General features: G+C 56.0%; 18 protein-coding genes. 12 read left to right on the forward strand and 6 right to left on the reverse strand.

Annotated elements, in window-relative coordinates; genetic code table 11:
- Nucleotides 1-31 precede the first annotated feature (31 nt).
- A complete protein-coding gene (locus FJ695_RS15820) occupies nucleotides 32-2,875 on the reverse strand; it encodes an Rne/Rng family ribonuclease (RefSeq protein ID WP_141186347.1) in 2,844 nt (947 codons plus the stop codon).
- Between the two features lie 735 nt (nucleotides 2,876-3,610).
- Between FJ695_RS15820 and FJ695_RS15825 the strand changes: the two genes are divergently transcribed.
- The 4 genes from FJ695_RS15825 to FJ695_RS15840 all read left to right on the forward strand — a co-directional run bounded on the left by FJ695_RS15825 (nucleotide 3,611) and on the right by FJ695_RS15840 (nucleotide 9,208).
- Entirely contained in the window at nucleotides 3,611-4,849 is a 1,239-nt protein-coding gene (locus FJ695_RS15825) for an N-acetylmuramoyl-L-alanine amidase (RefSeq protein WP_247653657.1), read from the forward strand.
- 192 nt (nucleotides 4,850-5,041) lie between these two features.
- Entirely contained in the window at nucleotides 5,042-7,486 is a 2,445-nt protein-coding gene (locus FJ695_RS15830; RefSeq protein ID WP_209011151.1) for a penicillin-binding protein 1A, read from the forward strand.
- 132 nt (nucleotides 7,487-7,618) lie between these two features.
- Nucleotides 7,619-8,750, forward strand: a protein-coding gene (gene prfB / locus FJ695_RS15835) for a peptide chain release factor 2 (RefSeq protein WP_141186349.1) whose coding sequence is annotated in 2 segments (ribosomal slippage) — nucleotides 7,619-7,687 and nucleotides 7,689-8,750 — 1,131 coding nt in all. Because the reading frame shifts where the segments join, the coding sequence is not laid out codon by codon here.
- A gap of 152 nt (nucleotides 8,751-8,902) precedes the next feature.
- Nucleotides 8,903-9,208, forward strand: a complete 306-nt coding sequence (locus FJ695_RS15840) for a hypothetical protein (protein ID WP_141186350.1) — start codon at nucleotides 8,903-8,905, stop codon at nucleotides 9,206-9,208.
- Nucleotides 9,209-9,224: 16 nt separating this feature from the next.
- Here the strand turns inward: FJ695_RS15840 and FJ695_RS15845 are convergent, their stop codons facing one another.
- From FJ695_RS15845 to bcp, 3 genes are all read right to left on the reverse strand, one after another.
- Nucleotides 9,225-10,490 carry a M23 family metallopeptidase gene (locus tag FJ695_RS15845; RefSeq protein WP_209010679.1) on the reverse strand — a complete coding sequence of 422 codons (1,266 nt, stop codon included), beginning with the start codon at nucleotides 10,488-10,490 and terminating at the stop codon, nucleotides 9,225-9,227.
- Nucleotides 10,491-10,658: 168 nt separating this feature from the next.
- A complete protein-coding gene (locus FJ695_RS15850; RefSeq protein WP_141186352.1) occupies nucleotides 10,659-11,495 on the reverse strand; it encodes a ferritin-like domain-containing protein in 837 nt (278 codons plus the stop codon).
- Between the two features lie 41 nt (nucleotides 11,496-11,536).
- Nucleotides 11,537-12,004: a thioredoxin-dependent thiol peroxidase gene (bcp, locus tag FJ695_RS15855; RefSeq protein WP_141186353.1), complete on the reverse strand. Its 468-nt coding sequence runs from the start codon at nucleotides 12,002-12,004 to the stop codon at nucleotides 11,537-11,539.
- 205 nt (nucleotides 12,005-12,209) lie between these two features.
- On the opposite strand from bcp, the gene FJ695_RS15860 reads away from it, so the two are divergent.
- A complete protein-coding gene (locus FJ695_RS15860; RefSeq protein WP_209010680.1) occupies nucleotides 12,210-15,518 on the forward strand; it encodes an AsmA-like C-terminal domain-containing protein in 3,309 nt (1,102 codons plus the stop codon).
- An 81-nt stretch (nucleotides 15,519-15,599) separates the two neighbouring features.
- Here FJ695_RS15860 and tyrS read toward each other — a convergent pair whose 3' ends face one another.
- Nucleotides 15,600-16,853 (reverse strand): tyrosine--tRNA ligase, encoded by a 1,254-nt coding sequence (tyrS, locus tag FJ695_RS15865; protein WP_141186354.1) that lies wholly within the window; start codon nucleotides 16,851-16,853, stop codon nucleotides 15,600-15,602.
- A gap of 235 nt (nucleotides 16,854-17,088) precedes the next feature.
- Here tyrS and FJ695_RS15870 point away from each other — a divergent pair, with 235 nt between their 5' ends.
- The 7 genes from FJ695_RS15870 to FJ695_RS15900 all read left to right on the forward strand — a co-directional run bounded on the left by FJ695_RS15870 (nucleotide 17,089) and on the right by FJ695_RS15900 (nucleotide 22,966).
- Nucleotides 17,089-17,358, forward strand: coding sequence for a tyrosyl-tRNA synthetase (locus tag FJ695_RS15870; protein ID WP_141186355.1), 270 nt, complete (start codon nucleotides 17,089-17,091; stop codon nucleotides 17,356-17,358).
- A gap of 197 nt (nucleotides 17,359-17,555) precedes the next feature.
- Nucleotides 17,556-18,380, forward strand: coding sequence for a phosphonate ABC transporter ATP-binding protein (gene phnC, locus FJ695_RS15875; RefSeq protein WP_141186356.1), 825 nt, complete (start codon nucleotides 17,556-17,558; stop codon nucleotides 18,378-18,380).
- A gap of 23 nt (nucleotides 18,381-18,403) precedes the next feature.
- Nucleotides 18,404-19,411 (forward strand): phosphonate ABC transporter substrate-binding protein, encoded by a 1,008-nt coding sequence (phnD, locus tag FJ695_RS15880; protein ID WP_141186357.1) that lies wholly within the window; start codon nucleotides 18,404-18,406, stop codon nucleotides 19,409-19,411.
- Between the two features lie 74 nt (nucleotides 19,412-19,485).
- Nucleotides 19,486-20,394 carry a phosphonate ABC transporter, permease protein PhnE gene (phnE, locus tag FJ695_RS15885; RefSeq protein WP_141186358.1) on the forward strand — a complete coding sequence of 303 codons (909 nt, stop codon included), beginning with the start codon at nucleotides 19,486-19,488 and terminating at the stop codon, nucleotides 20,392-20,394.
- 108 nt (nucleotides 20,395-20,502) lie between these two features.
- Nucleotides 20,503-20,982 (forward strand): ATP-binding protein, encoded by a 480-nt coding sequence (locus FJ695_RS15890; protein WP_141186359.1) that lies wholly within the window; start codon nucleotides 20,503-20,505, stop codon nucleotides 20,980-20,982.
- Between the two features lie 60 nt (nucleotides 20,983-21,042).
- Nucleotides 21,043-22,089 (forward strand): P1 family peptidase, encoded by a 1,047-nt coding sequence (locus tag FJ695_RS15895; protein ID WP_141186360.1) that lies wholly within the window; start codon nucleotides 21,043-21,045, stop codon nucleotides 22,087-22,089.
- A 97-nt stretch (nucleotides 22,090-22,186) separates the two neighbouring features.
- Nucleotides 22,187-22,966, forward strand: coding sequence for an ABC transporter substrate-binding protein (locus tag FJ695_RS15900; protein WP_168206385.1), 780 nt, complete (start codon nucleotides 22,187-22,189; stop codon nucleotides 22,964-22,966).
- 123 nt (nucleotides 22,967-23,089) lie between these two features.
- Here the strand turns inward: FJ695_RS15900 and glnA are convergent, their stop codons facing one another.
- On the reverse strand, nucleotides 23,090-24,499 hold the full coding sequence (gene glnA / locus FJ695_RS15905) for a type I glutamate--ammonia ligase (protein ID WP_141186362.1): 1,410 nt from the start codon (nucleotides 24,497-24,499) through the stop codon (nucleotides 23,090-23,092).
- Nucleotides 24,500-24,550: the final 51 nt, after the last annotated feature.

Here is a 24,550-nt window from a genome sequence, read left to right on the forward strand (position 1 = left end):
CATTCTAAACTACTCATTATCTGATAACTTTTCAGAAGAACGACCGCCCGCGCTGCCACCAGCCGCCGCGTTTCGGTTTGTCTTTCTTTTCGTCACCGGAAGTTTCGCTGGTTACCACCGGTTCAGCCGGTGCAGACGGCTTAACAGGCTCTTCTTCCGCTTCGGCAGCAACCGGCTGTTCTGACGTCGGGGTTTCGACGACAATGTCCTCATCGGCTGGAACGGTTTTCTCTTCAGAGCTGTCTCCGTCGACCTCTGCCGCCACTTCCGCTTCTGCCGGTGCAGCCTCTTCTGTCGCTGCATCTGCTGCAGCTTCAGTGACACTTCCGTTCACAGCGTCATCAGAATCGGCGCTGGTTTCTGAAGATTGATCGACAGGTGTTTCGCTGGATTGAGTTTCAACCGTGGTTTCACCGTTGTCGCCCTCTGTAGCTTCAGCATCTGCGATTGCTTCGGCAGTTTCATCCGAGCGTGCCTCTGTCTCATCGTCCCGGCGGCCGCGGCGGCCACCCCGGCGGCCCCGGCGGCGTTTGCGGCGCGGTTCATCGTCGTCACTGTCATCCGAACCGCGGGCTTCCTGGGTTTCGCCTTGCTCGCTATCAGCATCGTTGCTGTCGGCTTGCGCTTCGGTTCCTTCTGAACCCTCTTGTTGGGCATCCGAGCCGCCCCGCCGGCGCTTTCTGCGGCGGCGCTTGCGGCGGTCACCGCCATCTTCGTCCTGTGCCTGTTCTTCAATAACTGGCTGCTCAGTGTCTTCGTCGATGATCTCGATCATGTCCGGCTGAACAATCGGAGACGGAGCCGGAACACGGTCGCGGTCAATCGGTGCACCGCGTTCAAGGACATAAAGTTGCCCGTTGACCATGTGGTCGGACTGCACCTCGATGCCAACGGCAAAGCGTGTTTCCAAGTCGAAAAGGTTGGATCGTTTCTGGTTCAGGATATAGAGCGCAACTTCCGCCGTGGTGCGGATGATCAGATCGTGGGTTGCGCCTTTGAGCAGATTGTCCTCAATGGAGCGCAGGACGTGCAGCGCGACCGATTCCACGGAGCGGATCATGCCGGTGCCCTGACAATGCGGGCAAGGGGTGGTCGAGCTTTCCAGAACGCCGGTGCGCAGGCGCTGGCGCGACATCTCCAAAAGACCGAAATGGGAAATCCGGCCTACCTGGATACGCGCGCGGTCATTCTTCAGGCACTCTTTTAGCTTGCGCTCAACCGCCCGGTTGTTCTTCGATTCCTCCATATCAATGAAGTCGATGACAACAAGACCGGCAAGGTCGCGCAGGCGCAGCTGGCGGGTCACTTCTTCCGCCGCTTCCAGGTTTGTCTGAAGGGCGGTGTCCTCGATGTTGTGTTCACGGGTTGATTTGCCCGAGTTCACGTCGATGGAGACCAAAGCTTCGGTTTGGTTGATGACGATGTAACCACCGGACTTCAGCGTCACCTGCGGCGAGAACATCGCATCGAGCTGCGGTTCTACCCCATAGCGGATGAACAGCGGGGAAGGGTCGCGGTAAGGCTGGACGTTTTTGGCATGGCTCGGCATGAGCATGCGCATAAAGTCCTTGGCCTCTCTGTAGCCTTCGTCCCCGGCAACAAGGACTTCATTGATGTCCTTGTTATAAAGATCGCGTATCGACCGTTTGACCAGACTGCCTTCCTCGTAGACGAGGCTTGGTGCACTGGATTTGAGGGTCAGCTCCCGGACATTCTCCCAAAGCCGCATCAAATACTCGAAATCGCGTTTGATTTCGGCCTTTGTCCGGCTGGCACCTGCGGTCCGCAGGATAACGCCCATGCCTTCCGGCACATCCAGCTCAGACGCAATCTTCTTCAAGCGCTTGCGGTCGGTCGGCTGGGTGATCTTGCGGGAAATGCCGCCGCCACGGGCAGTGTTCGGCATCAGAACCGAATAGCGGCCTGCCAGGGACAGGTAAGTGGTCAGAGCCGCGCCTTTGTTGCCGCGCTCTTCCTTGACAACCTGAACCAGAATGATCTGGCGGCGCTTGATGACTTCCTGGATCTTGTACTGTTTGCGCAGCGGTACGGTCCGCTCTGGAACTTCTTCCATGGCGTCTTCAGCGCCAACGGATTCAACACCTTCGTCGTCCCCGTTTTCGTCCTCGGGGGCAGCTTCGACGTCAGCTTTGCCACGCCGACGCCGGCGGCGGCGTGTTGGTTTTGCGTCTTCTTCTGTGCTGGCTTCGGCCGCGACGTCTTCGGATTCGGAAGTTTCGTTTGAGGCCTCGTCTTCGGACGCTGCTTCAGCTGTTGTTTCGTCACCATCTGCAGCAGCTTCGGCGTCGGTCGCGCTTTCAGGTGCTGAAGCCTCGTCTGCGTCCGCAACTACCTCCGCTTTAGCGCCGACAGTTTCAGTATCGTCTGCGGCGTTGTCAGCGGCAGCTGTTTGGGCGCCGTCTTCTTCAGCATTTTCAGCTGCCTCAACCGGTGCTTCGCCGTCTGTTTCCTCGGCGTTTTCGATTTTTTCGCTGGCAACCGTATCGGTGTCTGTTTCATTGCGGGCCGCGCGCGAGCGCCGGCGACGCTTTGGCTTTTCTTCCGTCTCAGTATCATCAGACTGGCGTTCGGCTGCCTCGGCAGCCAAGAGCGCTTCCCGGTCGGCGACCGGGATCTGATAATAATCCGGATGAATTTCGCTGAAGGCTAGGAACCCGTGCCGGTTTCCGCCATATTCCACAAATGCTGCCTGAAGGGAGGGTTCAACCCGTGTCACCTTCGCCAGATAGATATTGCCACGCAGCTGTTTGCGATTCGCTGCTTCAAAATCGAATTCTTCAACCCGATTGCCGCGGACGACGACGACCCGGGTCTCTTCCGGGTGGCCCGCGTCGATCAGCATCTTGTTTGCCATTATTGAATTTCTCCACGGCAGCGCTCATGTGCGCCTGTCGAAACCGCGCATCGCCTGAAAGGTAGATGGCTGCCGTATTTGTTGTGCTGTTGTGAGCAAGAGCGTCCGAGCCCGGCGCGTTTGGCTGACCATGACAAGCGGCCGCTCCTTTGGCGGGGGCTTGTATGTTGGTTGTCAGCATTTGCATTACGCGGGTCCTTCGGGGCAACGTAAGCCCTTGAGTTAAAGTCTCTTAATCTGTGTCCGAAACCAGCCGGCCAGTTGCGGCCGTAGGTCTAGCCCCGGGTCGGATCAGCTTGTCCTGGGTGACCGCCTGGGCCCCGGTTGAATATCTGCTCATGTGTAATTGGCAGCGTCACAGGGCGGGCGGTTTCAAGACGGGCCGAGAGACTGTCCTTCACGATCGGGCAATCCTGTGAAACGTTAGAACGGCCTCTGTTCTTTCGTTCAACTGGCCCGTAAACAGATGGCTTTGTGGATATGTGTATCCTTTTGCCACCTTGGACAGTATCGGTTTCTAACCTGAATCCGTAAGGTACTTTTACGTTCCGCGGAGATGGTTTGCAAGCAATGTGAACAGGATAAGCCATTTTCCCTATCGAAGGGGGGAACGATAGCGTAAAACACAGCGTGTTTGAGGCGACCGCATTTGGCGGCTTTTTGGTGACGATGAACGCACTTGGGAATTTAACAGCTAAATTGAACAAATCTGTTGCGCACGGCTGGATTGCGGCCGTGGCGGCCGTCAAGTTATGCCTCGTTGCGGTTGCGACTGCCGTTGCAATTCTTCAGCTGGCTTCGGCCGCAGCGAACGCTGCAGAGGACAAACCGCTTATCTCGGCTGCCCGTGTCGCTGGCGATCAGGATCGGACCCGAATCGTTCTTGAGGTAGACCAGCAACTGACACCAACCATTTCAGCTCTCGGCTCTCCTTACAGATTGATTCTGGATTTGCCTGAAGTCACATTTGGCTTTCTGAGCTCGTCCAATCCAGCCGGCAAGGGATTGGTATCTGATTGGCGGTTCGGGCTGTTTGCAGTTGGAAAGTCGCGCGTCGTCGTTGATCTGGCTGCTCCAGCACGGGTCGACAAAACCCTCTTTTTGCCATCTGTGGATGATCAACCCTCGCGCCTTGTGATTGATCTTGTCAGGGCGAGCGAACAAGAGTTTGCGGACTTTGTCACGGCTTCCAGACCCTCGCGCACGGCCACGAAAAAAGCCGCGCCAAAAGCCGACAGGCTGTCGGCAGAGCGGGCGAAGGACAAACCGGTGATTGTTCTGGATCCGGGCCACGGCGGCATCGACAATGGGGCGATCGGCGTTGCGGGAACACTCGAAAAGGCCATTGTGCTCGAGTTCACAAAGCTGCTTCGGGATAAATTGGCGGAAGGTGACCGTTATGACATTCATCTGACGCGCGAAGATGACACGTTCATTCCGCTCGGCGACCGGGTTCAGGTCGGGCATGATCTGGCTGCTGATCTGTTTATTTCCATCCATGCTGATTCGGTGCGCCGCGGACAGAAATTCGCGCGCGGTGCCACGGTCTATACACTTTCCAACAAGGCATCAGACCGGTTGGCGGAAGAACTGGCAACAACTGAAAACATGTCGGACGTCATTGCCGGTGTGGAACTGGATGAAGAGCCGACAGAAGTGACGGACATCCTTTTGGATCTAGCGCGCCGGGAAACCCGGTCGTTTTCCGTCTACTTTGCCAAGACTTTGGTGGATGAGCTGCAAAGTGCGGTCCGCTTGATCAATAATCCGCATAGATCTGCGGGTTTTCGGGTGCTCAAGGCCCATGATGTTCCGTCGGTTTTGGTTGAACTAGGCTATCTTTCCAACGCCCATGACGAGAAATTGCTGATCTCCGAAGAGTGGCGCGAGCGGATGGCCAGCGCGATGGCGGAAGCAATCCACGGTTTCTTCCGGCCGCGGCTGGCTGGCCGCAAAGCCGCTCCGTCCCAGTAAAAGCGAGGGCAGGATTGAAAAGTTCGAAAATCTTTAGCTGGCATTTGCCTCAGCATCGCCATAATGGTGCACGAGTTAGGCAGTGACTGATTTTGTATGATGTGGCGCCTGAGTGTGCCAGGCCCCTGAAAGCGTGGTACAACACGCAAGGGCACTCAAGACGGGGAAAGACGAGCCCGCAATATGAAGTTTTTGGTGAAATTCTTTGGTTACTTGTTCGGCATTGGAGCAGCGCTTGGCCTGCTAATTGCCGCAGGTCTGTGGATGTATCTGCAGCACCTCGACGAAGGCCTGCCGGACTACAGCGCTCTGAAGAACTATGAACCTGAGGTCATGACCCGGGTGCACGCGTCTGACGGCAGCCTGATGGCCGAATATGCCACCGAGCGCAGGTTGTTCCTGCCGATCCAGGCCATGCCGGACCGGTTGAAGCAGGCATTCATCTCCGCGGAAGACAAGAATTTCTATACGCACCTCGGGGTGGATCCGGAGGGCATTGCCCGTGCCGGTATCCGTTTCATCCAGAACTACGGTTCCGGACGCCGGCCGGAGGGCGCGTCGACGATAACGCAGCAGGTTGCAAAGAACTTCCTTCTGACCAACGAAATCAAGTTTGAGCGTAAGATCAAAGAGGCGATTCTCGCGCTTCGCATTGAGCAGGCCTATTCAAAGGACGAGATCCTCGAACTATACCTCAACGAGATCTATTTCGGATTTGGCGCTTATGGTGTGGCCGCGGCTTCACTGATTTATTTCGACAAGTCGGTGCATGAACTTGCCCTGGAAGAGGCGGCCTATCTTGCCGCCCTGCCGAAGGGACCGAGCAACTATCATCCTTACAAAAAGACAGAAGCGGCGATTGCCCGCCGGAACTATGTGATCGATCGTATGGTGGCCGATGGCCATGTGTCATACGACGACGGCGAAGAAGCAAAAGCGAAGCCGATCACGGTGAAACTGCGTGGTCATGGCTCGAAGCTGTTTGCCGCAGAATATTTCACGGAGGAAGTCCGCCGGGAGGTCGCCGAGATTTTTGGCACCAAACGCCTTTATGAAGGTGGTTTGTCTGTCCGATCGACACTCGATCCGGAATTGCAGAAGATGGCCCGCAAGTCCCTAATGGACGGGCTGATCAGCTTCGACCACAAGCGTGGCAGCTGGAATGGTCCCGTCGACCGGATTTCCACCGGTACGGACTGGGGCGTTGAACTTGCGAAGATCGAAGCCTTAAGTGACTTACCGGAATGGACCCTGGCGGTTGTTCTGGAAAGCGGCGAAACAGAAGCCAAGGTCGGTATTCAGCCAAAGCGGTTGGAAAGCGGGCTTTTGTCGGAAGAGCGCAAATCCGGGCCGTTGTTTCTGGAAACCATGAAATGGGCCCGTGTCAGCGGCCGGGCGCCCTCTGCTGTGTCCGATGTTCTGGCGCCTGGCGATGTTGTTTATGTTCAGGCAAGTCCGGTTGCGCCTGGCACATATGAGCTCAGACAAATCCCGAAGGTGTCCGGTGCTCTTGTCGCTATGGATCCCTATACCGGTCGTGTTCTTGCGCTGGTTGGTGGTTTCAGCTTTGCGCAGAGTGAGTTCAATAGGGCAACACAGGCCTATCGCCAGCCGGGGTCGTCCTTCAAACCGTTCCTTTATGCGGCTGCTCTCGACAATGGCTACACCCCGTCTTCGGTGGTCATGGATGCACCGCTGGAAATCTCGCAAGGGCCGGGACTTGGCACTTGGCGGCCGCAAAACTATGGCGGCAAGTTCTACGGCCCATCGACCTTGCGCACCGGCATTGAGCGCTCGCGGAACGTGATGACCGTGCGCCTGGCTCAGGACATGGGCATGCCGCTGGTGGCTGAATATGCCAAACGCTTCGGCATCTACGACAATATGCTGCCGGTTCTCTCCATGTCGCTGGGGGCCGGTGAAACCACGGTCCTGCGCATGACCACAGCCTATGCGACGGTGGCCAATGGTGGCCGTAAGGTGCGTCCGACCTTGATTGACCGGATACAGGACCGCTACGGCCGGACAATCTACAAGCACGACAGCCGGATTTGTGATGGCTGTACCCAGGATGCTTGGGATGGTCAAAGCGAACCCCAATTGATCGACGACCGTCAGCAGGTGCTCGATCCGATGACTGCCTATCAAATTACCTCCATGATGGAAGGTGTGGTTCAGCGCGGCACAGCGACCTCGGTTCGGGCGGTTGGCCGGCCAGTCGCTGGCAAAACCGGCACCACCAACGACGAAAAAGATGCTTGGTTTATGGGTTTCACATCGGAGCTTGCCGTTGGCGTCTTTGTTGGTTTCGACAATCCCAAACCGATGGGCCGTGGCGCGACCGGTGGTCAGGTGGCTGCACCGATCTTCACCGACTTTGTCAAAAAAGCTCTGGCTGACAAGCCGCCGGTGGAATTCCGCGTGCCGCGTGGACTTCAGCTGATCCCGATCAACCGCAACACGGGTCTTCGGACTGCTGCTGGCTCTCCCGGTGTTATTCTGGAAGCCTTCAAACCAGGCATGGCCCCGCCGGACAGCTATTCCGTTATTGGGTTCCAGGACACCATGGGTGTTCCGACCTATGTGTCTCCGGAGGCAGGCCAAGCCGTGTTACAAGGAACCGGCGGCCTCTACTAAAGTGTCCTGATCAGATGCAGCCAGGCGGTGGTTTACAGGCACCGCCCGGAAAGCTAATGTCCGGCTCCAAATTCCGGCCCGGATCCTGACACGAGGATCCGGGCCGTTTCACCAACTAAAGCGAGGTATCCGATGCGCGCCGAAATGGAAGCCATCGTCGATGAAATCAAGCAGGCCATAAGCCTGCTGAGGAGGCATCTTTGACTGGGATCAGGCCCTTGTAAGACTGGAAGAGCTGAACGCTCTTTCTGAAGATCCCGAGCTTTGGAACGACCCCACCAAAGCCCAGAAGCTGATGCGCGAACGCCAGCAGCTCGACGACGGAATCAATGGCGTCAAAGGCCTGGAGCAGGATCTGGCCGACAACATTGAGCTGATCGAGCTTGGTGAGATGGAAGACGACACGTCGGTCATCGAGGATGCGGAAGACGCGCTGCGCGGCCTGAAGGAAAAAGTCAACGAACTGCAGCTCAACTCGCTTCTGTCGGGTGAAGCCGACGGCAATGACACCTACATCGAGATCAATTCCGGGGCAGGGGGCACGGAGAGCCAGGACTGGGCGTCGATGCTCCTGCGGATGTACCGCCGCTGGGCGGAAAAGCGGGGCTTCAAGGTCGAGGTGCTTGAGTATCACGACGGAGAAGAGGCCGGGATCAAATCCGCGACACTGCTGATCAAGGGCGAGAATGCCTATGGCTGGCTGAAAACCGAATCCGGGGTGCACCGTCTGGTGCGGATTTCGCCTTACGACAGCAACGCGCGCCGTCACACCAGCTTCTCCAGTGCCTGGGTCTATCCTGTGATTGACGATTCGATCGAGATCGACGTCAACGAAAGCGACTGCCGGATCGACACCTACCGTGCGTCCGGTGCTGGCGGCCAGCACGTCAACACCACCGATTCGGCTGTGCGCATCACCCACCAGCCGACCGGGATTGTTGTTCAGTGCCAATCCGAACGCTCCCAGCACAAGAACCGGGCAACCGCCTGGGGCATGCTGAAAGCCCGTCTTTATGAGGCGGAGCTGAAAAAACGTGAAGAAGCGGCCAACGCCGAAGCGGCGTCCAAGACCGACATCGGTTGGGGCCACCAGATCCGCTCCTACGTCTTGCAGCCGTATCAGATGGTCAAGGATCTACGCACCGGCGTTCAAAGCACTGCACCAGGTGATGTTCTGGATGGCGATCTGGATCAGTTCATGGAAGCAGCGCTGGCCCAGCGCGTCTTTGGCGGCGATGAAGTCGAAGTCGAGGATATCGAGTAATCGGACTTCAAATTGTTTTCGAAAAACGAAACGGCGCTTCGGCGCCGTTTTTTGTGCCCAATCACATATACCCGCTTGGAACGTCGGAAGTGAGGAGGACGGCAAATAGACTGCCAACTCACCTCAGCTACGGCAACTTACGGAGAGGCTATATGTCCAAGGTTACGAGCATAGACGTTCAAGGGTGCGACAATGAAATCATCATCATCGCCTGCCAGACCGCGGGAAGTTCAGTAATCTGCCATTTGAAATCTGGTTACAATGCACCGGTCAGCTATACTGTGGACCCAGCAAACATTCTGTCCAGCGGATCCTACAATCTCACTGTGATCGGAATCAACTGGGGTGGTTCAGGAAGCTTCAAAGTTGCTATCAGTGGCGACAGTCCAGTCGTGCTTGAAGGCGGCGGCACAGAACCGGGTGTGGCCTACTCCAAGACGATTCCGATGACAGTCTAAGCCAAAAAATTGACGATTAGAGCGACAGTTGCGTGAGCTTCTCGCCAGCGCGGAGGAAAGATGCCGGGTTGCTTGGCTTATCGTGGCGGCGGACTTCATAATGAAGGTGCGGGCCAGTCGAGCGGCCTGTGGAGCCGATGTTGCCGATCACATCGCCTGCCAGAACATGGCCGCCTTCAGAAATCCGGATCTTGCTCAAATGTGCATATCGCGTCACGAAACCGTTGGCGTGGCGGATTTCAATCATCTTGCCGTAGCCGCCTTTCCAGCCGGCATGGATCACCGTTCCGGGCGCTGATGCAAAAACGCGGGCGCCGTAGGGGGCTTTAAAATCGAGGCCGGAATGCATCGCCAAACGGTTCAGGAAAGGGTCCATGCGCGGGCCATAACCGCTGGAGAGGGAGCCGTTGCGCACTGGCCGTTTGACCGGCAGGCGCAGAGCCGCGAACTTCACCCGTTTCAAGACCTTCAGGGCAGTGTTCGCCCGGTTTAGACGGCTCGCAAAACTCGTATGGTTGAGTGGCTCAAAAGGGCCGCCAAGACCTGACGTCGTTTTGACAGCCTTATTGAGATTGGGAAGGAGTGGGCCGGCGATGCTAAGTATATCTTCAATCCGGCTTTCGGTCGCAACTGTGATGGCATCGACAGCCGCCGTGCTTTCTGTTCCCATTTCGGAGATATCGGCTTTTACGGCGTCAAGTGCGGCCTGTTTTTCAGCGTTTTTTTTTACGTTGGTGTCAGCGGCCGGATCTGTGCCTTGAAGGACGCTCAGTGGATCAAAAGTTTTCGAGGATGCGTCCCGCAAACCGAGCGCCTTGACCGGTTCTGAAATGATATCACTTTCGCCGCCCATGGCAGTGCGGTCGTCGTGGCCGGCAGACGCAAGGCGTCCGGCGTCGATGGCCGGTTTTTGCGCCGGGACCGGCTGGCCGGTGTTCAGATAAATTCCGACGCTTTCAGCGCGGGCCACCAGGTCGGCGACAATAGTATGGCGCTGATTGAGATCATGCTGGCGGCGCAGGACATCCATCACCTGGATTTCAACGCTCTCACGGTCCACCAATTGGCGGCTGTTTAGGCGCTCGATTTCGGCCCGCAGCCGGTCGATTCGATCTTGGTACTGAAGAGCAACTTCCGCGCGGCCAGCGTTGACTTCTGTATCTGTTCCATTGCGCATGACGTGATAGCCAATGATGCCGGAGATGGTCAGCGTGGCGGCAATACAGGTTAAGGCGCCTGCAAGCAAATGCGCGGGGCGCAGAACGTAAGTAGTGGTTCTCAAATCGCCTTTTAAAGACTCCCGATGCGGTGCTGCCGACTTTGGCGCTTGGTATCTCCGCGTCGTTTCTGGGCGCTGCTGTATCATCACTCGTTCACTGCTGCATTCTGCATTTCACTTGTGATGATTAGACTTCCTTAAGGTTAATAATTCGTCTTCAAACACCTGAATTTAGCCCGTCAAACGGGCAAGAGGCTTGTAAAAACCAGGGGTTAGTCCAGCTTCCGACCGCGCGCGGTCGTTGAACGGCGGTTTCAGAGCGCCCCTAAAATGGGTTCGGACATAGGTGTGAAACGCAGGTTCAGGGCGAATCCCTTGCCGGTCACACAAGAATCGGAACCATTTTGCTCCGAATGCGACGTGATGTTTTTCATCCCGGTAAATCACATCAAGACATTTGGCGGTTTCTTCGTCACCAAGGTTACGGGCCTTTTCGATCATCGGCGGGGTGATGTCGAGACCGCGCGCTTCAAGCACCAAGGGGATGATGGCAAGACGGGCGGCCAGGTCGTGTCCAGTATCCTGAGCTGCCTGCCATAAACCGTCGTGAGCCGGCATGTCGCCATAAGCGGTATCCAGGCGCGCAAGCCGATCTTCCAGCATTGAAAAATGCTTAGCCTCTTCCAACCCCACACGAACCCAGTCGTCATAATAGGACCGCGGCAAGCGGACGTGGGCAAAACGGCCGATCAGGTCCCACGTTAGGTCGACGGCATTGAGTTCAATATGTGCAAGAGAATGAATGAGCGCCAACCGGCCGGCTTTGCCGGAGAGGCTGCGTTTGGGCATGTCTCTCGGAGCCAGAAGAACCGGTTTTTCCGGCCGTCCTGGACGGTCCGGCATTGGACCGTCCTTTGACGGAGAGCCCAGCGCCAAGTCCCGTTTGAACCAGGCTTTGGAGACCGCATACGCCAGCCGGACCTTTTCTGAGGTGTCCGGCGTGGCGACAATGGCGCGTGCGCCGGCAACGAGGCTTGCCGGCAGGGGTGTTTCTTTGACTTCGCTCATCTGGCCGTCTGATCTTTATGTGGAGAGACAGTCAAACGTGGCTAAAGTGCCTGGACTGCCTCAAGGACCGCTTCAGCGTGTCCCGCAACTTTCACTTTGCGCCAGATCTGAGCGATTTTTCCGTCCGCGTCCACCAGAAAAGTCGCTCTTTCAACGCCCATATACTTTTTGCCGTACATCGATTTCTCCACCCAAACGCCATAGGCCTCGGCGGTGGTCTTTTCTGTATCGGCCCCAAGGCGGACCGCGAGATAGTGTTTGGCGATGAAATTGTCGTGTTTGCGGGCTGTGTCGGGCGAGATTCCAACTATGGTGGTGCCAAGCTTTTTGAAATCTTCAATCAGATCAGTGAAGGCAATGGCTTCCTTGGTGCAGCCGGGCGTGTTGTCTTTTGGGTAAAAATACACCACCACCGGCTGCCCTTTCAGGGCACTTAGGGAGATTCTGGAGCCGCCATCGGCTTCCAAATCAAAATCCGGAGCAGCATCACCTAGGGCCAGGTCGCTCATATCGCCTTCCTTCTGTCATGTTTTGTGCGTTAAAGCCGTTTTGGGCAGCTGGGAGGGGAGCGGCTATCGCTTTTGCTGCCCGTTTGACACTATCATAGGCATTGATACGACTCGTTCAATGCAACGGATGTGCGGCCATCTCAGAATATTGCATGGCTAACAACAGACCCTGCGTATTCGCCAGGAGATAGCGGACGGAATGTAAGTGGCACGACCGGACGGAATGAAAGACCAATTGCCGGAAAAATCTAAGGTAAGCCGCCGCAGCCTTTTGCGCTGGGGGGCAGGCTTGTTCGTGGTCGGTCTGGCAGTATTCGTTGCGGTGGTGTTTACCTCCGGCCCAGTAATGGTGCCGTTTCTCGGCAGCTTCTTGGCAGCGCAAGGCACACGGGGCCCGGTCACGTTATCCATTGAAAGCGCAAGCTTGGATTTTACCGACGCCGCCGGGGTCAAGATCGTCGCAAATGACGTGGATGTCGAGATTTCCGGAGGGGCGCCGGTTTCGCTGCGCTTTCCGCAATTGGAAGTGCCGCTGGACAGATCAGCCCTATTGTCTGGAAAGCTGAAGTTTGCATCCCTGCAGCTTATCCGCCCTGAAGTCACAATTGCCTTGAAAGGCGGGCCGGCCGTTGTGCCGGAAGTCGGGCAGCTGATGGAAGCTGTGAACCGGATCGGCAATCTGGTCGATGATCAGTTTGCCCGCCGCGGTTTGACGTCCGTTCGAATTCTGGATGGGCGGTTTGACGTGTCCGGACCGGCACCCCGGTCCTTTTCCGGCATCAATGCAGATGTCTTGCGCGCCGCAGACGGTACAATTACGGCTCGGGCCCGCGTCGGCGGGCAGGTCACATCATGGCAATTGGACTTCTTGCGCAGCCAATCGGTCTCGGGGACCGGGACCCGCATGGCGGCCGTGGTCAATGGCATCACACTGGCGGAACTATTGGGTCCGGAAGGATCGACAGCTTACGGAAAAGGCTTGCGCCTTCCTGCTTCGGCGAAAATTGATTCTGTTTTGGATGGAGACGGGAAACTCGAATCTGCGAATGCTGTCGCCCGGGTTCGAAACGGCTGGTTTCAAATGGGGCGCACGCTGGTCGCTTTTGACGATGCAGCTCTGTCATTGGTTTACAGCGGGCCGAACCAACCGATAGAGATCCAAAAATCTCATTTCATTCGCGGCAACACGCGAGTGTTCTTTACCGGCAAGATTGACAGGCCAAAAGCAAATGCCCCTGTTTGGAATTTCCAACTAGAGTCTGAATATCCGGTGGTCGGGCCGAACGACATTCCCGAACCGCCTCAGATGTTGGACGGCGTATTGGTTAAGGGGTCGATCGACTTAAATGAGCGGCTGATTGATGTCAGTCGGTTCGCAATTCGTTCCGGAAAATCTTCCGCTGACGGGGCTGCCAAAGTTCAGCTGAGGCCAGACGGACCATATTTGGCTATTGCCGTTGATGGTCAAAATATCCCTTTGTCGCTGGCAAAGAAGGCTTGGCCAATTACCTTGGTTCCGCCGGCACGGCGTTGGATCATCGAGCGATTGAAGGCTGGGATCATTGAAGAGGCATCGTTTACCGGTGCATTCCGCCCACCAGCCTTCAATCACAAGGATCCGGATGCTGGTTGGTCCGGTGATGATTTGAAATTGACCATGTCTTTCACCAATGGCGCGGTGGCCCCTGTTGGGGAGGTTGCGGTGGTAGATGGCCTGTCTGGTACGGTCAAAATCGAAAACGAAGTTCTGACGGTGACGGCAAGCGACGGGACGGCAGGTCTTCCTGGGAACGCTCGTGTTTTGGTTCCCGAGACGGTTTTTGAGATCCATCATCTTCCGCTGCGCACTGGCAAAGTCGCTCAGGTTCACACACGGCTGGAAGGTGGAAACGCGGAAATCGGCACCCTTTTGAACGCCAAGCCTTTTACGGTGTTGGAGCGGGCGAAGCTGACGGCAGATGGGGTGAGTGGCATTGGCGAGGTAGATATCAGCGCCAGTTTCCCAATGAAACGGAACCTCGACATGAAGTCGGTCTCCTGGAAAGCGGTCGGCCGGTCCCGCGATTTTTCAGACACCAATCCGATTATGGGGCATTTGATCAGCAACGCCGATCTGGTGATTGAGGCCGACCGGGAGGCCGTCGCCATAACCGGAAATGGCAAGTTTGATGGCCTTAATGCGGACATTAATCTTGTTGTGCCGCTGGACGGTGAAAAAGGGTCATCACGACAGGACGTTGTTGCTGCAGTCACTGCAAAACAGCTCAAGGCCCGTGGTATCGACCTGACGGCGTTTCTTGACGGGCCAATGACGGTGAGCGCTGGGAAGATTGAAGGCGGTCAAAACATCACCGTCAACCTGCGCGATACAGACGTGCAATTGAAGGCGCTCGGCTGGCAAAAAGCTAAAGGCGTGCCGGCAACGGCCACTTTTAAGTTGATTGAGACCGACGAGAAAACCTTGGTTCAGGATTTCGAATTGATGTCGGAAGGGGTCGACATCTTTGGCCAAATCGAACTGTCGAAGAGTGGCGAATTGCAGGTCGCGTCTTTTCCCCGGTTCCAGCTTCGGCCTGGTGATGATGTTGATGTCGACATTACACGGGCAAGGAACGGCCGCTATGACATAATCTTTGCCGGTCTCACATTTGATGGGCGGGGGCTCATCAGAAGCCTGCGCAGCCCTGGCGGCAGCCAAGGCGAGGGGGATTTTGCAGATGGCGCCCGCATAGCTGTCGATATCGCTCGAATGACCGGTTTTAACAAACGCTGGATGAGCGACGTTAAGGGCCGGGTGGATACCGGTCCAAAAGGGCTTGAGGCCACGGAAATCCGCGGAAAACTCGACGGCCAGTCAGATTTCCGGTTCACACTCGCCAATCAAGGGAACGCCCAGCAGGCAGATGGTCGGTTCGACGATACTGGAGCGATGCTAGCTTTTCTGGATTTCTATGAGCGGATGCAAGGCGGCAAGGGCGTGCTCAATGTGGCCATGGCGGATGCCGACAGTTGGGTCGGAGACTTCCGTGTCCGCTCTCTCTTTATCACGGAAGATCCAGCGATTCAGCGGATCCGGGAAAGTGACCGCCGCATAAACGAAGAGGACGGTTGGATTAATCCATACGCGGGCCGATCAGCGAGCTCGAACCGGCCAAAAGGCAGCGCATCGTTTGAAACGCTCGATATCAACTTCACCAGGGATGGTGATATCATGACCATCAGCCGGGGCGCCTTGCGCGGCGCGGCGCTTGGCGGCACGGTTTCAGGCACCGTCGATCTGGGCCAGCAGACCCTCAGCCTGACCGGTACCTTTGTTCCGATCTATGCGCTCAACAATGTCTTTTCCAAGATCCCTCTATTGGGGTTTGCGCTCGGCGGCAGCACCGGAGAGGGTTTGATCGGCGTGACCTACCGCCTGTCCGGTGCACTGTCAGATCCGGTTTTGTCGGTCAATCCAATCTCGGCCATTGCGCCCGGGATTTTCCGGAAGATGTTTGAGTTTCAGCCGAACTGAACGGCATTCTAACCACTGATCATAAGAAAAGCCGGGTGCGTGCCCGGCTTTCTGTTTATCAAAATGTGAGCGTCTGATCGATCACACCGGCTTTAGGAGAACATGTTTCTTCTTGCCGAGAGACAATTTGATGATGCCGTCTTCGGTGACGTCGTTCAACGACAGCTGGCGGTTGGCATCCTGCTCACCCTTGTCGTTGATCTTGACCGCACCACCCTTGATGTTGCGTCGGACATCGCCATTCGAAGCACACAGACCGGCGGTCACAAAGGCATTCAAAACACCGAGACCGGCTTCCAGATCGCCTTTGGCAACCTCTACGGTCGGCAAGCCTGCCGCGGATTGGCCTTCTTCAAACGCCTTGCGCGCAGTTTCTGCTGCCGCTTCCGCTTTATCGCGGCCATGGATCAGCGCGGTGGCTTCTGTCGCCAGAACCTTTTTGGCGTCGTTGATCTCAGAGCCTTCCAGGGCGGCGAGGCGTTTGATCTCGGCCATCGGCAAGACTGTGAAGAGCTTCAAGAACTTCTCGACATCAGCGTCTTCTGTGTTGCGCCAGTACTGCCAGTAGTCATAGGCCGACAGCTGTTCTTCGTTCAGCCAGACGGCTCCAGCAGCGGTTTTGCCCATCTTGGCACCGGATGCGGTCGTCAGAAGCGGAGAGGTGAGGGCAAAGGCAGAAGTTTCTTCCAGACGGCGAACAAGGTCGGTGCCGGACAGAATGTTGCCCCATTGGTCGGACCCGCCCATCTGCAACCGGCATCCGGTCCGCCGGTAAATCTCCAGATAATCGTAACCCTGCAGCAGCATGTAGTTGAACTCCAGGAACGACAGATTCTGCTCGCGCTCAAGGCGCAGGCGGACGCTATCGCGCTGGATCATCTGGTTGACGGAAAAATGCCGGCCGATTTCGCGCAGGAAGTCGACGTAATTCAGGGACAGAAGCCAGTCGGCATTGTCCATCATCAGGGCATCGTTCGGCCCGTCGCCAAATGTCAGCAGTTTTTCAAAAACCTTGCGAATACCCGCCTTGTTTTCTTCAATCAGGTCCGGTGTCAGGATCTTGCGGCTTTCGTCCTTGCCGGACGGATCGCCAACCCGGGTGGTGCCGCCGCCCATCAGGGCAATCGGCCGGTGGCCGGTCTTCTGGAACCAGTGCAGCATCATGATCGGGACAAGCGACCCGGCGTGCAGGCTCGGCGCGGTGCAGTCAAAGCCGATATAGGCAGTCACCGTTTCCTTGGCGCACAGCTCATCCAAGCCTTGAGGATCCGAGATCTGATGGATGAACCCGCGTTCGGACAAAACCTGCAAAAACTCTGACTTGAACTCGCTCATAAATCTGCCTGTCGATTAAAACTGTCGCGTGGCCTTTGGCCTGTTGCACAAGGCTCTATACCGGCGGAGTGCGGTTGTAAATTGCAAGCTCGGTCTAGAGTGTTCAGTAAGGCAAAAATTCGATTTTTTGGAAAACTGACTTTCGTGATGCGGGTCACGCCGCCGGATAACAAGCGCTGGTAGTTTCTTATTATCGGCCGGTTGAGATCCGGCGTTCAGTTGAGGAGGAGAAGTCATGTTCAAGAAATTCGCAATTGCCGCCGTAACCACCGCGACATTGGCCACCGCTGCCGTATCCCTTGCGCCGAGCCAAGCCCACGCCGGCAACCGCGCGGGAGCTGTTGCAGCCGGCGCGATTATTGGTCTTGCAGCTGGCGCAATCATCGCAAGCCAGGCACAGCCGCGCTATTATGCGCCTGTCCGTTGCCGCAACCAGGCCGTCCGCCGCTGGAATCCATATCAACGCCGCTATGTCGTCGTCGGTTACCGTCAGGTTTGCTACTGATACCTTGGCAAAGTCATTTTGAAACGAAGGCCTCCTCTTGGGGGCCTTTCGTTTATTGGCAAGGAAGCACACTCGTTTCCCTTTTCCGCTCTTTAACGATCATAGTTCCCGAACTGCAGATTTCATCAGAATGACACCAATCCTTCATTCAGCCACCCGTCCGGTTTGCTACGACGCTCGCAACCGAGGAGGCCTGGATGACTGCAATCTCAGTACAGCGACTGTCCAAAACGTTTCGCGGCGGTGTTCAGGCACTTGACGGTGTCAGTCTGACGGTGTCGGAAGGTGAATTCGTCGCGCTGATTGGCGCCTCAGGATCTGGAAAATCCACCTTAATCCGGCACATTTCAGGCCTTGTTGCCGGCGACAAGGACCGGGATTGCTGTACGGTCACCGTCAACGGGAAAACGGTTCAAAAAAGCGGTGCAGTCTCAAAGAACATTGCGGCCACCAGAACCGGAATCGGCGTTGTGTTTCAGCAGTTCAACCTGGTGCCGCGTCTCAGCGTTCTGACCAATGTTTTGGCCGGACTGCTTGGCAAGGTGCCGGTTTGGCGCGGGGTTTTTGGTTTCTTTTCAAATGAAGAAAAGCAGCTGGCCATGCGCGCACTTCAACGCGTCGGGATTGAAGCGAAAGCCCGCCAAAGAGCCTCAACCCTGTCAGGCGGGCAGCAGCAACGCGCGGCAATCGCCCGCACAATTGTCCAAGGTGCCAAGGTGATCCTGGCCGATGAGCCGATCGCCTCCCTAGATCCAGCCTCTGCGAAGCGTGTGATGGGTATATTGTCCCGCCTCAATGAGGAAGACGGCACTACGGTCGTCGTGTCTTTGCATCAGGTTGAATATGCGCGCCGCTATTGCCAGCGGACCATTGCGATGCGGGCCGGCCAGATTGTCTACGATGGGCCGAGCCATGCTCTGACGACCCAGTTTTTGCGTGAAATCTACGGCGAGGCCAGCGAAGAACTTGTGCTGCCGGACGCCGAAGACTTCGGGACCGCGCCAATCCCGGCGACGGCCTGAAACCCTTTAGGGGAGACATCGTGATGAAATTGTTTGCTCGCATTGCTGCGTCCGCGGCGATCATGGTTGGTTTGAGTGGCCCGGCCCTGGCCGAGCGTGAAAAACCGGAAGAACTGTTCTTTGGCATCTTGTCCACCGAGTCCAGCTCCGCCCAACGCGAAAAGTGGGGCCCGTTCCTGGAAGCCATGGAAGCGTCCCTCGGCATGCCGGTGAAGCCGTTTTTCGCAGCCGATTATGCCGGTGTGATTGAAGGCATGCGTTTCGATAAGGTCGATGTTGTCTGGTACGGCAACAAATCCGCAATGGTTGCGGTTGACCGTGCGGGGGCTGAAATCTTTGCTCAGACCACGGAAGCAACCGGCGATCGTGGCTACTGGTCTGTCATGGTGACGCACAAGGACTCTGGCCTCACATACGAAGATGTCATGAAGTGCGGCAAAGACCTCAACTTCGGCATAGGTGACCCGAACTCCACATCAGGGTTCCTGGTTCCGTCGACGTTCATCTTTGCCAAGGAAGGCGTGAATCCGAAGGACTGTTTCAAGACCCTTCGCAACGCCAACCACGAAACCAACTTGATTTCGGTTGCAACCCAACAGGTTGATGCAGCTGTTGCATCTTCCACCGGCATGTATTCCCGCCTGAAAAACGCAAAGCCGGAGCTCTTTGCGGAGCTTAAGGAAATCTGGCGCTCCCCGCTGATTGCATCTGATCCGATGGCCTGGCGTCCGGAACTGGACGACAGCATCAAGTCGAAGATCATGTATTTCTTCATGACTTACGGCCGTCAGGGCACAGATGAGGAAGTGGCTCAGGCACGGGAAAATCTCGCGCTGATCGACATGGGGCCGTTTATCCCGTCGTCAAACGCTCAACTCTGGCCTTTTTATGAGATGGACCAAATCCGTCAGCGCATGTCGATCGAAGGAGATGACACTTACTCCGACGATGAGCGGACCACCAAGATCCTGGAAATCAACACCAAGATCGAAGAAATCCGCGCTGCTGCTGCTGCTCGTCCGCGAAAGTAACAAGCATCTAACAGAATGGCATGAGGGACACGGTCCCTCATGCTGTTTGAAGGTTTCTTCTCAGGATCACACCAATGACCAGCAACGTGAATGTGCTCAACGCGGCAAACCCCGAATTGCCGGTTCCCGGCCGCACGACCCAAGAAAAGGTCTTTGATGTCCTCATATGGGGCGGTCTGATTGTTCTGCTGGTCTGGAGTTTCAAGCCGGCCGATATGCACCGCATGGGACAGGTTTTCATCGGTGGCGGCAACATGGCCATGTTGCTCGAAGATTTTTTGAAACCAAACTTCCGTTACTGGCACAGCTATTTTGACTTGATGCTGGAAACAGTACAGATGGCGGTTTGGGGGTCGTTTTTGTCCGTGATCCTGGCTGTGCCCTTCGGTCTGCTATCGTCCTCCAACATTGCACCTTACTGGATCGTCTTTCCGGTCAGGCGCCTGATGGATGCCTTCCGGGCGATCAACGAACTGGTTTTTGCGCTGATTTTTGTAGCGGCGGTCGGACTTGGTCCTCTTGCCGGTGTTTTGGCGCTGATGATCCACACCACGGGGACGCTCGCAAAACTCTTTTCAGAAGCCGTTGAGGCAATCGACCCCCGACCGGTCGAGGGCATCAAAGCGACGGGCGCCCCGGCCATTCAGGAGATCGTCTACGGCGTCGTGCCTCAGGTACTGCCTCTTTGGATTTCCTATTCGCTTTACCGATTTGAATCGAATGTGCGGTCTGCCACCGTTCTTGGAATTGTTGGTGCCGGTGGGATTGGAATGTCGCTGTCTGAAGCCTTGCGCGGCTTCGACTATTCGGCAGGGGCCGCAATCCTTCTGATCATCCTAGTGACCGTTTCGTTGCTCGATATCTTTGGATCGCTGCTGCGCAAGGTCGTTATTGACGGCACGGACCACGGCCGTTTCGCCAGCTATTTTCTCTTTCTGGCCGGTCTTGTGGCCGGTCTGGAGGTCCTGCTGGCGCATTCCTAACAACGATTGTTTGGATATTGCTGTTCGTTGCAAATCTGACGGGTTGATGTCACGTTGTCGGTCCCCTCAGTTCCATTTCTCTTCTGAACAGTGCGAACAGGTTTCTTGATGACCACCGGACATCTCCACATTCTCTGCGGCAAAATTGCTTCTGGCAAATCGACATTGGCCGCAAAACTCTCCAGCAGTCCGGCCACGGTGCTAATCAGTGAAGATATCTGGCTTGCGGATCTATTTGGCCCAGAAATGGCGGCGATCAAGGACTATGTCCGCTGCTCAGCGCGTCTTCGATCAGTCATGGAACCGCATGTCGTTTCGCTTCTGAACGCTGGCGTTTCTGTCGTGCTCGACTTTCCGGCAAACACGCCGAACATGCGTGGCTGGATGAAGCAAATTATCGTTACGGCCGAGTGCGGTCATACCCTGCATTTTCTCAACGTAACTGATGATGTCTGTAGGATCCGGCTCCAAGAAAGGAATGCCAGCGGACTGCATCCGTTTGAGGTCAGCGACGAGCAATTTGAGCAAATCACCCGGCACTTTATCGCACCGGAAGTTGAGGAAGGATTTGAAATCAAGGAATACTGAGGTTTTGTTTTTGCCGGTTCCAGCATCCAATGAGATCAAACGAATCGCCGGAGTTCTTTCATGTCCTTAAGCAGCACGTCACCCGCCCGGGACGCAGGTCTTACCTGCGGCACATTGGAGCCAGGGCCGCGCAACACAATTACCGATGTTGCAGGAGTGACGGTCGGCCATAAAACTGTGATTGATGGCAATCTGAGAACTGGCTTCACCGCTATTTTGCCGCATCAGGGCAACATCTTTATGGAAAAACTGGCAGCCGGATCGGATGTCATCAATGGCTTCGGCAAGAGCGCAGGTCTCATCCAGGTTGACGAGCTGGGAACGCTGGAAACCCCGATCCTTTTGACCAACACATTTGGTGTCGCAGAAGGTATCCATGCGCTGATCCGTCGAGAGCTCTCAGAGAACCCGCAGATCGACCGCGCCAAGGGCACCGTCAATCCGGTCGTGATGGAATGCAATGACGGATATTTAAGCGATATCAACGCCATCGCGCTCACCGAAGCAGACGCCAATGCGGCACTTGCGGCTGCATCAGAAGATTTTGACCAAGGCAGCGTTGGCGCGGGCACGGGTATCAGCTGTTTTGGCTTCAAAGGCGGGATTGGTTCTTCATCCCGTCAGTTTCAGCTGGAAGGCAAGATTTATACCCTTGGTGCGTTGGTTCAGGCGAATTTCGGCAAGGCCGGAGACTTGGTCCTGCCGGACGGACGGCGGGCAGCCCCGAACGAAGAAGGGGCTCAGCCAGAGCGTGGGTCTGTGATAATTGTGCTTGCGACGGACGTTCCCTTGGACAGCCGCCAGCTGAAACGTGTGGCCCGGCGGGCGGGCGCGGGATTGGCACGCCTCGGCGCCTATTATGGCAACGGCAGCGGTGACATCGGCCTTGCGTTTTCAACAGCGCAACGTATCCCTCACTTGTCAAAAAATTCGATCGTCGCGCGCGATTGTCTGCATGAAGATAAAATCGACACCTTGTTTCAGGCGGCTGCCGAAACCACTCAGGAAGCTGTCTTAAATGCCATGATTGCGTCCCCTGCGATGCACGGCAAAAACGGCAGTTTCCGGCCGTCTCTGGCTGAGTGGCTGGGCAATGTGCAAGACTGAACATCTATTTAATCGCTGTTTTGCCAATTGGCTCAAGCATTTTGTAAGACTTGGATGAATAATGGTTTGGATTGGACCTGATCTCGGGATCCGCAGGATGATGAGACCGTTTTTAAAAGCGAAATGGGTGTGTGCTGGGACATTCGCAGTGCTTGCCGCGGCGTTGCCTGCTTCAGACAACGCCCGTGCGGCCGACATCCATTTGGTGACCGAAAACTACCCGCCGTTTAATTTCATGGAAGATGGTAAGATTGTGGGCGTTGGCGCGGACCAGGTTCGCGAAATCATGCAACGGCAAGGCATTGAGTTTTCGCTTGAGATGATGCCCTGGTCTAGGGCTTATTGGCTGGCGGAGAATCGGAAAAACCATTGTGTCTTCACCACGGCGATGACTCCCGCTAGGGCAGACAGCTTTTCCTGGATTTCGCCGCTGGGCGGCGCGGAGCTTTTATTGGTCAAGAAGGCCGGTACGCAAGTACCTTCGTCCATTACGGATATCGCACAGACGTCTTCGGTCGGAACTCAGAGAAGCGACTATTCGGAATATGTTCTTCAAAACAACGGCTTCAGCAACATCGACTATTTCGATGATATCGGGGCGATTATCCGGCAACTGACTCAAGAGCGCCTGGATCTGGCCGCGATATCCAGCATGATGTTCCACACCCTCATTGAGCAGGGCGTTGACGTCGAACTTGTTCATGGATTTGGAGATATTATCGGTAATGGAATTGCCTGCCATCCCGATACGGATCAAGCGCTGCTCGGCAAGATGCAAAACGGACTCAACAAGATTATAGCCGACGGTTTTCAGTTAAAAACTTTGAAGAAATACGCGGCAAGTTCCGCGGAGAGCGCACAACTCAGCGACAATTGACCCTTAGCCTCTGGTCTTTCTCTTTTTATCTCGTCCTTTTTCGGAACTTGTGAAGCGCATAGCTCCAAATGAAAAACCCCGGCCAAATGACCGGGGGTTTCCGTGTTTGACGCCTAAACTGTCTTAGACAGAGTAGTAGAGATCGAACTCGACCGGATGCGGGGTCATTTCGTAACGCTCGACTTCTTCCATCTTCAGCTCGATGTAGGCATCGATTTGGTCGTCGTCGAAGACGCCGCCGGCTTTCAGGAACTCACGGTCCGCATCGAGAGCTTCCATAGCTTCGCGCAGGTCACGGCAAACCGTCGGGATCTCAGCCAGTTCTTCAGCCGGCAGATCGTAAAGGTTCTTGTCCATGGCATCGCCCGGATGGATTTTGTTCTTGATGCCGTCAAGGCCAGCCATCAGCAGGGCGGAGAAGCACAGGTACGGGTTCGCTGTCGGATCCGGGAAGCGGACTTCAACGCGTTTCGCCTTCGGAGAAGACGTGAACGGGATACGGCAGGATGCCGACCGGTTACGCGAGGAGTAGGCCAACAGAACTGGTGCTTCGTAACCCGGGACCAGACGCTTGTAAGAGTTGGTGGACGGGTTGGTGAAAGCGTTCAGGGCTTTCGCGTGCTTCAAGATACCGCCGATGAAGTACAGGCAGGACTCAGAGAGATCTGCGTACTGATTGCCGGCGAAGGTCGGCTCACCATTGTTCCAGATGGACAGGTGGCAGTGCATGCCGGTGCCGTTGTCGCCGAAAACCGGCTTCGGCATGAAAGTTGCGGACTTGCCGTAAGCATGTGCGACCTGGTGAACGACGTATTTGTAGACCTGCATGTTGTCGGCACAAGTGGTCAGGTTGTCGAACTTCATGCCGAGTTCGTGCTGAGCAGCAGCCACTTCGTGGTGGTGCTTTTCAGTCGGAACGCCCATTTCGCCCATGACGGACAGCATTTCGGAGCGGATGTCCTGTGCGCTGTCGACCGGCGGGACCGGGAAGTAGCCGCCTTTGGTGCGCGGACGGTGACCGAGGTTGCCGGTCTCATATTCAGAGCCCATGTTGGACGGCAGCTCGGAGCTGTCCAGGATGAAGCCGGTGTTGTACGGGTCAGCGTTGAAGCGGACGTCGTCGAACATGAAAAATTCAGCTTCCGGGCCGACATAGATGGTGTCGCCGAAACCGCCGGACTTCACGTAAGCTTCCGCTTTTTTCGCGGTCATGCGCGGGTCGCGGTTGTAAGCTTCGCCAGTGATCGGATCGATGATGTCGCAGAAGATCGCCATGGTGGACTGGGCGAAGAACGGATCGATGTGTGCAGATTCCGGATCCAGGATCAGCATCATGTCGGATTCGTTGATGGCCTTCCAGCCAGCGATGGACGAGCCATCGAAGGCAACGCCTTCAGCGAACATGTCTTCGTCAACAAGTGCAACGTCCATGGTGACGTGCTGCATCTTGCCGCGCGGATCGGTGAAGCGCAGGTCGACGAACTTGATGTCTTTTTCCTGAATTTCCTTCAGGACGTCAGCGGCGGTGGTCATTATGTCCATCCCTTTGATTTTTCGTGTGAACGTTTGGGTTTTGGTCCCGGT

The sequence above is a fragment of the Labrenzia sp. PHM005 genome (genome assembly GCF_006517275.1).
Classification (GTDB): Bacteria; Pseudomonadota; Alphaproteobacteria; order Rhizobiales; family Stappiaceae; genus Roseibium.

What these genes read in the sequence shown, in the direction of transcription:
- FJ695_RS15820 (WP_141186347.1), bottom strand. Translation starts at nt 2,875, where the DNA reads ATGGCAAACAAGATGCTGATCGACGCGGGCCACCCGGAAGAGACCCGG.
- FJ695_RS15840 (WP_141186350.1), top strand. Translation starts at nt 8,903, where the DNA reads ATGTCCAAGGTTACGAGCATAGACGTTCAAGGGTGCGACAATGAAATC.
- FJ695_RS15850 (WP_141186352.1), bottom strand. Translation starts at nt 11,495, where the DNA reads ATGAGCGAAGTCAAAGAAACACCCCTGCCGGCAAGCCTCGTTGCCGGC.
- bcp (WP_141186353.1), bottom strand. Translation starts at nt 12,004, where the DNA reads ATGAGCGACCTGGCCCTAGGTGATGCTGCTCCGGATTTTGATTTGGAA.
- tyrS (WP_141186354.1), bottom strand. Translation starts at nt 16,853, where the DNA reads ATGAGCGAGTTCAAGTCAGAGTTTTTGCAGGTTTTGTCCGAACGCGGG.
- FJ695_RS15870 (WP_141186355.1), top strand. Translation starts at nt 17,089, where the DNA reads ATGTTCAAGAAATTCGCAATTGCCGCCGTAACCACCGCGACATTGGCC.
- phnC (WP_141186356.1), top strand. Translation starts at nt 17,556, where the DNA reads ATGACTGCAATCTCAGTACAGCGACTGTCCAAAACGTTTCGCGGCGGT.
- phnD (WP_141186357.1), top strand. Translation starts at nt 18,404, where the DNA reads ATGAAATTGTTTGCTCGCATTGCTGCGTCCGCGGCGATCATGGTTGGT.
- phnE (WP_141186358.1), top strand. Translation starts at nt 19,486, where the DNA reads ATGACCAGCAACGTGAATGTGCTCAACGCGGCAAACCCCGAATTGCCG.
- FJ695_RS15890 (WP_141186359.1), top strand. Translation starts at nt 20,503, where the DNA reads ATGACCACCGGACATCTCCACATTCTCTGCGGCAAAATTGCTTCTGGC.
- FJ695_RS15895 (WP_141186360.1), top strand. Translation starts at nt 21,043, where the DNA reads ATGTCCTTAAGCAGCACGTCACCCGCCCGGGACGCAGGTCTTACCTGC.
- FJ695_RS15900 (WP_168206385.1), top strand. Translation starts at nt 22,187, where the DNA reads ATGATGAGACCGTTTTTAAAAGCGAAATGGGTGTGTGCTGGGACATTC.
- glnA (WP_141186362.1), bottom strand. Translation starts at nt 24,499, where the DNA reads ATGACCACCGCCGCTGACGTCCTGAAGGAAATTCAGGAAAAAGACATC.